The organism is Streptomyces sp. NBC_00775 (assembly GCF_036347135.1).
GTDB classification, from domain to species: Bacteria; Actinomycetota; Actinomycetes; order Streptomycetales; family Streptomycetaceae; genus Streptomyces; species Streptomyces lutosisoli.
Window position 1 is genome coordinate 3,556,296 of the sequence record NZ_CP108938.1, and the last position, 12,510, is coordinate 3,568,805.

Sequence of the window (12,510 nt, forward strand, 5' to 3'; positions counted from 1 at the left end):
TCAGACGTCCGCGCAGATGTCTCCGGCGCCGTCCAGGATGGGCCGGATGACCACCGGGTAGTCGGTGAGCCCCTCGGGGCCGGGGCACCGGGCGACGCGCTCGGCGATCTCGGTGACCCGCTCCAGGCTCGCGCACTCCAGGACCCAGTAGCCGGCCATCAGCTCCTTGGTCTCGCTGTACGGCCCGTCGGTGATCACGGCCTTGCCGTCCTGCCCGAGGGCGACCAGCCGGGTCCGCGCGGGCTCGGCCAGCCCCTGCCCGTCGACCAGCTCCCCGGACTCGGAGAGGTCGTCGTTGATCGCGCCCATGTAGGCGTACATGGCCTGCAGTTCCTGCTCGTTCCAGGCCGGGGCCTGAGCGGACCCCTTGCCGCGCATGCCCTCGTAGTCGGCCTGTGTGCCCTGCACCATCACCAGGTACTTCATGAGTCCGCTCCTTCGCTTCCTCGGCTCGGACCGCCCGTACCGGACGGTTCTCACAGGGGACGTCGGAGCCGGACCGCGCTTCTCTACACGGCCGCGCGTACTCCGTCAGGATTTCTCCGTGGGGGCGGGCTCCTCCGGCCGCTCGCGGGGCACGTACTCGGCCTCGCCGGCGTACGCCTCACACTTCGGGTTCCAGCAGGGGCCGGCCACCCACTGGGGGACCCACGCGCCCAGCGTCTTGTAGCGCCGCACGACCGTGGCGACCGGCTGCCCGCAAGCGGGACAGACATGCTCATCGGTGCCCATGCCTTCAGGGTAGGTCGACAGAGGGTTCAGCGCTTCCTGCGGTACGTCAGCACGAGCACCCCAGCGCTCAGGGGATGTCTTCCTGCCCCGCCCTCGGCTCGCGCCACATGGGCCACATCTGCGGGCCGTCCGGCAGGTCGAGCGGACGCTCGACAAGGCCGAAGCCGAGACGCTCGTACAGCTTGCGGCTGCGGGCGTTGCTCGCCTCCAGATACGCGGGCAGACCCTCGCGGTCGCAGCGGTCCAGGACCGACTGGATGAGCGCGGTGCCGAGCCCCTCGCCCTGGCGTTCCGGTGCCACGGCGATCATCCACAGGTACTCGTGAGCGCGGCCCACGGGGTGAATGTCCGCGGTCAGCCGGCCGATCAGCTCAACACGTTCGTTGTCCGGATCGACGGCCTCCCGCAACTGCACGGGGCCATCGACGTCCGCGTGCTCCTCAGCGGGGACGGCCAGCCACAGCGCACACGCCGTCCCGTCCTCGGTCAGGTCGACGCGCCCCTCCGCCAGCACGACATCGAGGAAGGCGGCCATCAGCTTGTGGTGCGTCGCCCGCCGATGCCCCTCATCCGGAAAGACCCAGCCACTCACCGGATCCCCCTGAAAGGCCTCGTCCAGCAGCCGCACAACCACCCCTCTGTCACCCTCACCCGCCGCCCGGATCACCACACCCATGCCCCGCCCCTTCACCTCAACTGACGTTGATCGTATGGCGGTTGGCAGCCTAGTGGGGCGGTCCGGCCAATCGGGGGCCTGGGGGCCCACCCACCCAAGGGGCGCGGGGAACGGCGCGCCCAGCCCGCACGGACCCGCAGTCGACCAACAACCTCAGCCCCCACCCACCCAAGGGGCGCGGGGAACTGCGCGACCAGCCCCCACCCACCCGCACCCGGCACACAACCGAACGGGGTCGAAGGGGCAGAGCCCCTGGAGGATGGGACGGGTAGGGGCGGCGGGGGCGAAAGGAACGGGCCCCGCACACCGTGGGGATGTGCGGGACCCGCCCCGACCGAAGCCCGATGCCGTACGGAGGTCAGGTGCCGCACGGTCCCGAAGCCCCGGGGTCTACAACCGCCCAACCGACGGAGTCAGTTGCTGCGCCGCGTCACAAACTCCGCCAGCGCGAGCAGCCCACCCGCCGATTCCGGGTCGGGAACCGCCCGGGCCAGCTCATGCATCGCCCGCGACATCCGGTCCGCCGCCTGAACCTGCGCCCAGTCGCGGCCACCCGCCCGCTCGACGGCCAGCACGGTGCGCTCCAACTCCCCCACGTCCCCTCCTTCGTAGGGCACCCCGTACAGCTCGGCGAGTTCGGTCGCCGCCGCGGTGCCCGAGGCGAGCGCGGCGACCACGGGCAGCGACTTCTTGCGGGCGATGAGATCCGCCCCGGCCGGCTTGCCGGTGCGGTTCGGGTCCCCCCAGATCCCGATCACGTCGTCGATCAGCTGGAACGCGAGCCCGGCCTCCCGGCCGAACGCGTCGAGGGCCTCGACGTCCTCATCCCCCGCCCCCGCGTACAGCGCCCCGACCGCGCAGGCGCAGCCGAGCAGCGCGCCCGTCTTCGCCTCGGCCATGGCGAGCACCTCGTCGAGGGTGACCTCGTCGGGGCCCATCTTCTCCATGGCCGTGTCCGCGTGCTGCCCCGCGCACAGCTCGACGACACAGGCCGCGAGCCGGGCGGCGGCCGCCGAGGACGCCGGGTGCGGGTCCTCGGCGAGCAGCCGCTGGGCCAGCGCCTGCAGGGCGTCCCCGGCGAGGATCGCGTCGGCGTCGCCGAACACGGTCCACGCGGTGGGGCGGTGTCTGCGGGTGGTGTCGCGGTCCATGACGTCGTCGTGCAGCAGGGTGAAGTTGTGGATCAACTCCACGGCGGCGGCCGCCCGTACGGCCGTCGATTGCTGTCCGCCGAGCGCCCGGACGGCGGTCAGGACGAGCGCGGGCCGGATCGCCTTGCCCGCGTTGCCCGCCGCGGGAGTGCCGTCCGCGTGCTCCCAGCCGAAGTGGTAGAGCGCGATCCGGCGCATCGAGCCGGGCAGCGAATCGATGGCCCTGCGCAGCTCGGGGTCGACGGACTCCCGGGCGCGCTCCAGGATGCCCGCCGCTTCCAGCCCTCCCCCGCTCTCGGCTTCACTGCGGGGGGACCCCCACCGCGGGCCCGCCGGTCCCTGCCTTTCCCTGGACTCCATGGGCCTCCCGATGGGGCTCCGCTTTTCCAGGATCTCGGTCGGGCTCTGCGTGGTCTCCGTCATGCACTCACCCTTGGGTTCGCCTCGGAGAGTCCCCGGACGGTGGCGCTTCCGCGGCCGCTGGGCGCGTACCCCCTCGATGTACCCGCCCCGGAGGACGGGAACACGGCGACCACCGGCTCGCGGAAGGTCACCGTCACCGCCAGCGGCCGATCTCGACGTTCTCCAGGATGCCGAGGGCGTCCGGCACGAGCACCGCGGCCGAGTAGTACGCCGTCACCAGGTAGGAGATGATCGCCTGTTCGTTGATGCCCATGAAGCGCACCGACAGGCTCGGCTCGATCTCGTCCGGGATGCCCGCCTGCTGGAGCCCGATCACGCCCTGCTCGGCCTCGCCGGTACGCATGGCGATGATCGAGGTCGTACGGGTGTCGCTGACCGGGATCTTGTTGCACGGGTAGATCGGGACTCCGCGCCAGGTCGGGATGCGGTTGCCCGCGATCTCGACGCTCTCGGGGACGAGTCCGCGCTTGTTGCACTCGCGGCCGAACGCGGAGATCGCGCGCGGGTGGGCGAGGAACAGCTTGGTGCCGCGCCTGCGGCTGAGCAGTTCGTCGAGGTCGTCGGGGCTGGGCACACCGTCGTGCGGCTGGAGCCGCTGGTCGTACTCGCAGTTGTTGAGCAGTCCGAACTCCCGGTTGTTGATGAGCTCGTGCTCCTGGCGCTCCTTCAACGCCTCGACGGTGAGCCGCAACTGCTGCTCGGTCTGGTTCATGGGCTGGTTGTAAAGGTCGGCCACGCGCGTGTGCAGGCGCAGTACGGTCTGGGCGATGCTCAGTTCGTACTCGCGCGGCGCGGCGTCGTAGTCGACGAAGGTGCCGGGGATGTCCGGCTCTCCGGTGTGGCCGGCCGCGAGGTCGATCTCCTTCTCGCCGTACTTGTTGGCGCGCTGCTCCGGGATCGCCCGCAGCGCCGTGAGGTGGTCGCGCAGGGACTCGGCACGCTCCGCGACCTGCTCAAGGTCGTTGCGGGGCAGCGTCAGCACGGTGCACGCGGTGACCGCGCGGGCCGTGTACTCCCAGATGGCTTCTGGGTCGATGAGCGCCTGCTCCCCGAAGTACGCGCCGTCGGCGAGGGTGCCGAGCACCGCGTCGTCCCCGTAGGGACCCGTGCCGATCTTCTCGACCTTGCCGTGTGCGAGCAGGAACACCTCGTCGGCCTGGCTGCCGAACGAGGCGAGCACGTCCCCCGGTGCGAACTCCCGCTGCTGGCAGCGCTGGGCGAGTTCGCCGAGCACCTCCTGATCCTCGTACGACCGCAGTACGGACAGCTCGCCGAGCTCCGCGGGGATGACCTGGACGCGGTCCCCGGTCTTCACGAACGTCACGCGGCCGTCGCCCACGGAGTAACTGAGCCGCCGGTTCACGCGGTACGTGCCACCCTGCACGTTCACCCACGGAAGCATGCGCAGCAGCCAGCGGGAGCTGATCTCCTGCATCTGGGGTGCGGACTTGGTGGTGGTGGCCAGGTTCCGCGCGGCGGATGTGCCGAGACTCTGCTGCGGCCTGCCGTGCTCCGCGCGGACCTCTTCGCCTACCGACATGAAAATTGCCCTCCCAGTCGTGCACTGATTCGCGGGATCAGCCTTCCATCACGGAGCGTGCCGGTGCTATTACACGAATGAGGGGGAATGGATCAACTGGGAGTGGGCAGAGGACGACGTTCTGTCGACCTGCCGAACGTCCGTGCCATGGCCGACCGACCCGTCGAACGACGCGGGCGGGAACTCCAAGATCGGGCCATCCGTTTGATCCCACGACGGACAACGACAGCGGACAGCGACTACGGACAACGACAGGAGACGGCAATGGCAGGCTTCCTGGACCGGGCCAAAGAGCAGGCGCAGCGCGGCCTCACGCAGGGCAAGCAGAAGATCGACGAGGTGCAGGCGCAGCGCGCCGGCGGCGACCTCCTCAAGAAGCTGGGCGCCGCGTACTACGCGGAGCGGCGGGGCACCGGCTCCCCCGAGGCGACGCAACAGGCCCTGCAGGCCTTGGAGAGCCACATAGCGACGCACGGGGACACGTTCCTCCACTCCTGACCGCTTCCTCCCTTCCTGTCCGGATCGGCTCGCACGCTGTGCGAACGAGTAGGCCCGGGCGCCCGGTTGCGGGTACAAGCTGCGGTACGAGACGGCCACGAGAGGTGGCCGGCGCGCAGCGCGAAGGAGGCGGTCATGGCCCCACCCATGTCCGCGGGCGTTTTCCTGGACCGGCTCAGGGAGGCAGGCGTCACCGTCGTCGAGGTCGGCGACTGGGAGCATCACAACCGCAATCACAAGGGCCCCTGGGGTCCGGTGTACGGCGTGATGATCCACCACACGGCGACCTCGGGCAGTGAGCGCACCGTCGAGTTCTGCCGCGAGGGCTACACGGAGCTGCCCGGACCGCTGTGCCACGGCGTCATCACCAAGGACGGCGTCCTCCACATCGTCGGCTACGGCCGGGCCAACCACGCGGGCCTGGGCGACGACGACGTCCTGCGCGCGGTGATCGCGGAGAAGGCGCTCCCGCACGACAACGAGGCGAACACCGACGGCAACCGCCACTTCTACGGCTTCGAGTGCGAGAACCTCGGCGATGGCGAGGACCCCTGGCCCGAGGCACAGCTGGAGACCATCGAGAAGGTCTCCGCGGCGATCTGCCGCCATCACGGCTGGACGGAACGCTCGGTCATCGGCCACCTCGAATGGCAGCCTGGAAAGGTGGACCCGAGAGGATTCACGATGCACTCCCTGCGGGAGCGCGTCCGCGACCGTCTGAAGTGACGAGAGCGGGCATCCGTAGCGTGCTCCTGTAGCGGGCATCCGTAGCGTGCCCCTGGGCCGGGCATCCGGCGCGCACCCGTAAGCACCCACCCCCCGGACGAATGTCCGACAATGATGGGGTGACCAGCCCCGACGTCCCCGACGTCCCCGAAGCGCTCGGCCCGGTCGGCCTGCGGCCGCGACTTCCGTCGCCGCTGCGGGAGGCCGCGGACGAGCGCTTCGCGCGCCACGGCGTCCGGCTGCTGCTCAAGCGGGACGATCTGATCCACCCGGAGCTGGTCGGCAACAAGTGGCGGAAGCTCACCCCGAACCTGGAGGCGGCGGCGGGCCGCACGGTGGTCACCTTCGGCGGGGCGTACTCGAACCATCTGCGCGCCACGGCCGCCGCGGGCCGCCTCCTCGGCCTGTCCACCCTCGGTGTGATCCGCGGCCAGGAGCTGGCCGAGCGCCCCCTCAACCCCTCGCTCGCCCGCTGCGCCGCGGACGGCATGCGACTGCACTTCGTCGACAGATCGACGTACCGCCGCAAAGCGGAACCGGGGACGCTGGCCGGGATCCTGCGTGCGGTGGGCGCCGAGGACGCGTACGTCGTGCCCGAGGGCGGCAGCAACTCTCTCGCCGTACGCGGCTGTCAGGGGCTCGGCGCGGAGCTGCGCGGCCACGCCGGCATCGTCGCCCTCGCCTGCGGCACCGGCGGCACCCTCGCGGGTCTGGCCGCCGGACTCGCCCCCGACCAGCGCGCCCTCGGCATTCCGGTTCTCAAGGGCGGCTTCCTGAGCGCCGACATACAGGCCCTCCAGCAGGCCGCCTTCGGTGCCCGTCGCGGCATCTGGTCCCTCGACGACCGCTTCCACTTCGGCGGCTACGCCCGCACCACCCCCGAACTCGAAGCCTTCGCCGAGGACTTCGAGCACCGCCACGGGCTGCCCGTAGAACGTCTCTATGTCGCCAAGATGCTGTACGGACTTGTCGCCCTCGCGGAGGAGGGCGCGTTCCCGCGCGGGACGACGGTGGCGGCGGTGATCACGGGAGCACCGCTCTCCTGAAGGGACGCTCTCCCCGAGCGGCTCTCAGGCCGCCTCCCGATATGCCGCCGCCTCCTCCAGGTCCAGTCGGCGCAGCAGCGTACGCAGCATCTCGTCGTCGATGTAGCGGTGGTCCCGGAGCTTGACGAAGACCTCGCGCTCGGCGCCGATCATCTCGCGGGAGAGCCGCCGGTAGGTGTCGTCGGCGGTCTCGCCGGTCACCGGGTTGACGGCGCCGAGGCGCTCCCAGACGGCGTTGCGGCGCCGCTCCAGGACCGAGCGCAGGCGCTCGGCGAGGGGCGGGGGCAGGGCGTTGCGCTCGTCGGTGAGGAGTTCGTCGAGGCGTTCTTCGGCGACCCTGGAGGCCTGCGCCTGGGCGTTGGCCTCGGCGAGCGTCTCGGCCTGCTGATCGCGCCCCGGCAGCTTCAGCAGATGGATCAGCGGGGGCAGCGTCAGCCCCTGCACGACCAGGGTCCCGATGACCGTCGTGAAGGTCAGGAAGAGGATCAGATTGCGATCGGGAAAGTCCCCGCCGCCGTGCACGGTGAGCGGGATGGAGAAGGCGATGGCGAGCGAGACCACACCGCGCATGCCGGCCCAGCTGATGATGAACGGCCCCTTCCAGGTGGGGTCGGGCTCGCGCTCCCGGATCCGTGCCGACAGCAGACGCGGCAGAAACGTCGCCGGGTACACCCACACGAACCTGGCCGCGACCACGACGAGGAAGAGGGCCACCGCGTACCAGGCGGCACGACCGCCCGAGTACTCCCCAAGCCCCTTGAGAACGACCGGCAGTTGCAGTCCGATCAGTGCGAACACCGCCGACTCCAGGACGAAGGCGACCATCTTCCACACCGCCTCCTCCTGGAGCCGGGTCGCGAAGTCCACCTCCCAGGCACGGTGTCCGAGGTAGAGCGCGACGACCACCACCGCGAGCACCCCGGAGGCGTGCAGCTGCTCGGCGATCCCGTACGCGACAAAGGGGATCAGCAGGGAGAGGGTGTTCTGGAGAAGCGCCTCCTTCATGTGGGTGCGCAGCCAGTGGATGGGGATCATCAGGACGAGTCCGACGAGCACACCGCCGACCGCCGCGAGCAGGAACTCGCGGATGCCGCCCGCCCAGGTCGCGCCCTCGCCGACCGCCGCGGCGAGCGCCACCTTGTAGGCGGTGATCGCGGTCGCGTCGTTCACCAGGGACTCGCCCTGAAGGATCGTGGTGACCCGCGAGGGCAGCCCCACCCGGCGCGCCACCGCCGTCGCCGCGACCGCGTCCGGCGGCGCCACCACCGCGCCCAGGACCAGCGCGGCGGGCAGCGGCAGGCCCGGCACGATCAGATACGCGGCCCAGCCGACCACGAGGGTCGCGAAGAGGACGTACCCGACCGACAACAGCGCGACGGGCCGCAGTTGCGCCCGCAGATCGAGGTACGAGCTGTCGGTGGCCGCCGTGTACAGCAGCGGGGGCAGCACCAGCGGGAGCACGACCTCGGGGTCGAGTTCGTACGCGGGCACCCCGGGGACGTACGAGATCAGCAGGCCCGCGGCGACGAGCAGCAGTGGTGCGGGGACCGGGGTGCGGCGGGCGGCCCCGGCGACCGCCGCGCTCCCCGCGACCAGCAACAGCAGTGGCAAAACGTGCATCGTCTTCCGCCCGCCCTCGTTTTCGCGCGGCTTCCCGCACACCCGACGTAACCTGGCAATCATGAAACAGTGCACGCACGCCGACGCGCTGCCGCACCCCGAACCCGAGCCCCTGAGCGAGACCTGCCTGGAGTGCCAGGCGGCCGGCACGCACCCGGTGCAGCTTCGCCTGTGTCTGGAGTGCGGGCACCTGGGTTGCTGCGACTCCTCTCCGCTGCGGCACGCGACGGAGCACTTCAAGGACACCGGACACCCGGTCATGCGCACCTTCGAGCCCGGGGAGAGCTGGCGCTGGTGCTTCGTCGACCACGTACTCGTATGACGCGGGTACGCGTATGACGCGTCGACGGCATACGGCGACGGCATACTGAAGAGGACCCGTGGATCACGTACGCGTGCGACCCTCGATCCGGACGGTTCGACCGTCTGACGCCTGGGTACGTCAACCCGGCGCGCGCTCTTCCTATTTGGGCCCGCAGACCCCTAGCCACTGTCCGTACTCATAGGCTTACTATGAGTGACAGCAAGGGGCGGGGTCCCCGGGACAGGAAACCTGAGAGCGCGGTAGCGTCACCGCTGAACCACGTATCGCGTTACCCCGGGGGGCGACCCTCGGCCCCGTAAGAGCTCGAAAGAGCTTGTACCACCATGGAGGTGAGGGTGTCCCAGATCGCAGGCGAGCCCGCGACGAAGGACTTCGTGGAAGTCCGGCTGCCGGCCGCGGGTGCCTACCTGTCGGTGCTGCGCACGGCCACGGCCGGGCTTGCGGCCCGTTTGGACTTCACCCTCGACGAGATCGAGGACCTGCGCATCGCGGTCGACGAGGCCTGCGCGATCCTGCTGCAACAGGCCGTCCCCGGCTCGGTGCTCAGCTGTGTCTTCCGGCTCATCGACGACTCACTGGAGGTCACGGTCTCGGCCCCGACCACGGACGGTCACGCCCCCGCCAGGGACACCTTCGCGTGGACCGTCCTCTCTGCCCTCGCCGGCAAGGTCGACTCGACCGTCGCCGAGGACAAGACCGTATACATCAGCCTCTACAAACAGCGCGGCGCGGGACCCGGGCCGGCGTGAGGAACGGGGACGGGCCGGTGCGGGACGAAGAGCGCGGCACACGGGAGCTTCCCGCCGAGCGCGTCGACGGCCTCGGCGGGCCGCGGCGCACGGCGGACGGCGTCGACGGCATCCCCGAGCAGGCCCGGCCGCACCCGGAGGACAGCACATCCTCGGCGGCCGCCGAAGCGTCTTCAGAGGCAGCGCCGGTCGACGAGGACGAACGGGAGAAGCTCTCCGGCCAGAGCGACGGGCAACGGGATCCGGAGGGTGCCGCGCTGAGCACGTCCTCGGAAGGGCGGCGGCTGGTGACGGGCGGGACTATGAGCGAGCACGAGCGACACGACAAGCCAGGGGCGCAGAGCGTGCAGGGCGCGCAGCACGGGCCGAGCGCCCAGCACATCCAGCACGACCCCCAGGACCGCAGCGGGGCGCGGGCGATGTTCATCGAGCTGCGCAAGCTGAAGGAGGGCAGCGCCGAGTACGCGGAGCTGCGCAACCAGCTGGTCCGCATGCACCTCCCGCTCGTCGAGCACCTCGCGCGCCGCTTCCGCAACCGCGGCGAGCCGCTGGACGACCTCACCCAGGTCGCCACCATCGGCCTGATCAAGTCGGTCGACCGCTTCGATCCGGAGCGCGGCGTCGAGTTCTCGACGTACGCGACCCCGACCGTCGTCGGCGAGATCAAGCGGCACTTCCGGGACAAGGGCTGGGCGGTGCGGGTACCGCGCCGTCTTCAGGAGCTGCGGCTGGCGCTCACCACGGCGACCGCGGAGCTCTCGCAGCTGCACGGCCGCTCCCCGACCGTCCATGAGCTGGCCGAGAAGCTGGGGATCTCGGAGGAGGAGGTCCTGGAGGGTCTGGAGTCCGCCAACGCGTACTCCACGCTGTCCCTGGACGTCCCCGACACGGACGACGAGTCCCCGGCCGTCGCGGACACCCTCGGCGCCGAGGACGAGGCCCTGGAGGGCGTCGAGTACCGCGAGTCCCTCAAGCCGCTCCTGGAGGATCTGCCGCCGCGAGAGAAGCGGATCCTGCTACTCCGCTTCTTCGGCAACATGACGCAGTCGCAGATCGCGCAGGAGGTCGGCATCTCACAGATGCATGTGTCGCGCCTGCTGGCACGCACACTGGCCCAGCTGCGGGAGAAGCTGCTCGTGGAGGAGTGAGACCGGTGACTCTCGGTTACTTCTGATCCTGTACATCGCCGCCGGGCCCTCGGATTCCGAGGGCCCGCGTCGTTGCCGGGTTCACGAGCAGCACCAGGGCCGCGACCGCGACGACCGCCAGGACGATGCCGGCGGGGATCGCGATGCTGTCGGCCTGGAGCAGGTTGTAGGCCACCGGCAGCGCCATGATCTGGGTGATGACAGCCGGGCCCCGGCTCCAGCCGCGGCGCAGCAGCAGGCCGCGCGCGGCCAGCAGCGGCAGCAGGGCGAGCACGATCAGCGTGACACCGCCCGTGACGGCCTGCCGGCGGTCGTCGGGGTCACCCGTGAGGCCGAGGACGAGGATGTAGACGCCGCCGGCGACGAGCGCGAGCCCCTCCAGCGCGGCCAGCGCCGCCGCGGCGGTCAGCCGCCCGGGGCGGGGTTCTGCGGCGGGGGCGTCGGGGGTGGGATTCTGCTCAGGGCTCACCCCTGAAGAGTAGCCGTCGGCCCCCGGCGGCCGATGGGCCCGGGGGCCGCCTTCCGGGCGGGGCGGGCGCCGGGGCACGTTCCGGAGCGGGCCGCTCCACGTGCGCAGCGTCACGCCCGAGCTCTTACCTGATCCCTACCTCGGCCTGGGATCAGTACCACCCAGTAGGTACGCTGCATCTCATGCGTGCACTTCTCGTGGTCAATCCGGCAGCAACCACCACAAGTGCGCGTACGCGTGACGTACTGATCCACGCACTGGCCAGCGAGATGAAGCTGGAGGCGGTCACCACCGAGTACCGCGGGCACGCCCGGGACCTCGGCCGGCAGGCCGCGGAGAGCAAGGACATCGACCTGGTCGTGGCCCTCGGCGGCGACGGCACGGTCAACGAGGTCGTGAACGGACTGCTCCACCACGGCCCCGACCCGGAGCGCCTGCCCCGCCTCGCCGTGGTCCCCGGCGGCTCCACCAACGTCTTCGCGCGCGCCCTCGGCCTGCCCAACGACGCCGTGGAGGCCACCGGCGCCCTGCTGGACGCGCTGCGCGAGGAGCGCGAGCGCACGATCGGCCTCGGCCTCGCCGCGGGCACACCCGGCACGGAGGACGAAGCCGTGCCCTCCCGCTGGTTCACCTTCTGCGCCGGCCTCGGCTTCGACGCGGGCGTGATCGGCCGGGTCGAGCAGCAGCGCGAGCGCGGCAGGCGCTCCACGCATGCGCTGTATCTCCGCCAAGCGGTACGCCAGTTTTTGGACGAACCTCACCGCCGGCACGGAACGATCACACTGGAGCGCCCCGGCGCGGACCCGGTCACCGATCTGGTCCTGTCCATAATCTGCAACACCTCGCCGTGGACGTTTCTCGGCAATCGTCCGGTGTACGCCTCACCTAAGGCCTCGTTCGATACCGGACTCGACGTACTCGGTCTCAGCCGCATGTCGACGCCCGCGGTTGCCCGGTATGCCACGCAGTTGCTCACTTCGTCCCCCGAGCGCGGACCCCATGGCAAGCATGCGGTGTCCCTGCACGATCTGACGGACTTCACCTTGCATTCGAAGGTGCCGCTCCCCCTCCAGATGGACGGTGACCACCTCGGACTGCGCACCAGCGTGACGTTCACAGGCGTACGCCGTGCACTGCGTGTGATTGTGTGAGCGGAAGGGCTCAAAGTCCTTTCACTCGAACGTTTAGACCAGGGTCCACCCCATAGAAGTACGGCTGTGACCTAGTCGACACCGAGGAATCAAAAAAAACTTTCCAGAAGGGGTTGTATCCGCCGCTGAGGTTTGCGAGTCTCTACGTGGCGATCGGGACGGCCCGCAACATCGGCCCCACAGAGAGCCAGAACCCCTCCTCAAATCACAGGACCACGTCAGGTCATCTGACAGTCGGCCCTTCACTTGTTGAGGG

14 protein-coding genes are annotated in these 12,510 nt (G+C 70.3%); 7 read left to right on the forward strand and 7 right to left on the reverse strand.

The window, feature by feature from the left end; genetic code table 11:
* From OIC96_RS15730 to OIC96_RS15750, 5 genes are all read right to left on the reverse strand, one after another.
* Nucleotides 1–426: a YciI family protein gene (locus OIC96_RS15730; RefSeq protein WP_330307228.1), complete on the reverse strand. Its 426-nt coding sequence runs from the start codon at nucleotides 424–426 to the stop codon at nucleotides 1–3.
* A 105-nt stretch (nucleotides 427–531) separates the two neighbouring features.
* A complete protein-coding gene (locus OIC96_RS15735) occupies nucleotides 532–732 on the reverse strand; it encodes a hypothetical protein (protein ID WP_330307227.1) in 201 nt (66 codons plus the stop codon).
* Nucleotides 733–799: 67 nt separating this feature from the next.
* On the reverse strand, nucleotides 800–1,408 hold the full coding sequence (locus OIC96_RS15740) for a GNAT family N-acetyltransferase (RefSeq protein WP_330307226.1): 609 nt from the start codon (nucleotides 1,406–1,408) through the stop codon (nucleotides 800–802).
* Nucleotides 1,409–1,821: 413 nt separating this feature from the next.
* Complete coding sequence (locus OIC96_RS15745; protein WP_330307225.1) at nucleotides 1,822–2,982, reverse strand: family 2 encapsulin nanocompartment cargo protein polyprenyl transferase; 1,161 nt, start codon at nucleotides 2,980–2,982, stop codon at nucleotides 1,822–1,824.
* 133 nt (nucleotides 2,983–3,115) lie between these two features.
* A complete protein-coding gene (locus tag OIC96_RS15750) occupies nucleotides 3,116–4,522 on the reverse strand; it encodes a family 2B encapsulin nanocompartment shell protein (protein WP_330307224.1) in 1,407 nt (468 codons plus the stop codon).
* 264 nt (nucleotides 4,523–4,786) lie between these two features.
* On the opposite strand from OIC96_RS15750, the gene OIC96_RS15755 reads away from it, so the two are divergent.
* The 3 genes from OIC96_RS15755 (at nucleotide 4,787) to OIC96_RS15765 (ending at nucleotide 6,792) form a co-directional block, all read left to right on the forward strand.
* Nucleotides 4,787–5,020: a hypothetical protein gene (locus tag OIC96_RS15755; RefSeq protein ID WP_327431630.1), complete on the forward strand. Its 234-nt coding sequence runs from the start codon at nucleotides 4,787–4,789 to the stop codon at nucleotides 5,018–5,020.
* 135 nt (nucleotides 5,021–5,155) lie between these two features.
* On the forward strand, nucleotides 5,156–5,746 hold the full coding sequence (locus OIC96_RS15760; RefSeq protein WP_330307223.1) for an N-acetylmuramoyl-L-alanine amidase: 591 nt from the start codon (nucleotides 5,156–5,158) through the stop codon (nucleotides 5,744–5,746).
* 101 nt (nucleotides 5,747–5,847) lie between these two features.
* A complete protein-coding gene (locus OIC96_RS15765) occupies nucleotides 5,848–6,792 on the forward strand; it encodes a 1-aminocyclopropane-1-carboxylate deaminase/D-cysteine desulfhydrase (protein WP_330307222.1) in 945 nt (314 codons plus the stop codon).
* A 24-nt stretch (nucleotides 6,793–6,816) separates the two neighbouring features.
* On the opposite strand, the gene OIC96_RS15770 is transcribed toward OIC96_RS15765, so the two are convergent.
* Nucleotides 6,817–8,412, reverse strand: a complete 1,596-nt coding sequence (locus OIC96_RS15770) for a Na+/H+ antiporter (RefSeq protein ID WP_330307221.1) — start codon at nucleotides 8,410–8,412, stop codon at nucleotides 6,817–6,819.
* A gap of 61 nt (nucleotides 8,413–8,473) precedes the next feature.
* Here OIC96_RS15770 and OIC96_RS15775 point away from each other — a divergent pair, with 61 nt between their 5' ends.
* From OIC96_RS15775 to OIC96_RS15785, 3 genes are all read left to right on the forward strand, one after another.
* Nucleotides 8,474–8,734, forward strand: a complete 261-nt coding sequence (locus tag OIC96_RS15775) for a UBP-type zinc finger domain-containing protein (protein ID WP_330307220.1) — start codon at nucleotides 8,474–8,476, stop codon at nucleotides 8,732–8,734.
* 338 nt (nucleotides 8,735–9,072) lie between these two features.
* The gene (locus OIC96_RS15780; RefSeq protein ID WP_330307219.1) at nucleotides 9,073–9,486 is read left to right on the forward strand and encodes an anti-sigma regulatory factor; all 414 of its coding nucleotides are present in this window, start codon (nucleotides 9,073–9,075) and stop codon (nucleotides 9,484–9,486) included.
* Nucleotides 9,483–10,634, forward strand: coding sequence for an RNA polymerase sigma factor SigF (locus tag OIC96_RS15785; RefSeq protein ID WP_330307218.1), 1,152 nt, complete (start codon nucleotides 9,483–9,485; stop codon nucleotides 10,632–10,634). The genes OIC96_RS15780 and OIC96_RS15785 overlap by 4 nt, the downstream gene beginning before the upstream one ends.
* A 16-nt stretch (nucleotides 10,635–10,650) precedes the next feature.
* Here the strand turns inward: OIC96_RS15785 and OIC96_RS15790 are convergent, their stop codons facing one another.
* A complete protein-coding gene (locus OIC96_RS15790; RefSeq protein WP_330307217.1) occupies nucleotides 10,651–11,103 on the reverse strand; it encodes a hypothetical protein in 453 nt (150 codons plus the stop codon).
* A gap of 182 nt (nucleotides 11,104–11,285) precedes the next feature.
* Between OIC96_RS15790 and OIC96_RS15795 the strand changes: the two genes are divergently transcribed.
* Nucleotides 11,286–12,254: a diacylglycerol/lipid kinase family protein gene (locus tag OIC96_RS15795; RefSeq protein ID WP_327431622.1), complete on the forward strand. Its 969-nt coding sequence runs from the start codon at nucleotides 11,286–11,288 to the stop codon at nucleotides 12,252–12,254.
* Nucleotides 12,255–12,510 lie beyond the last annotated feature (256 nt).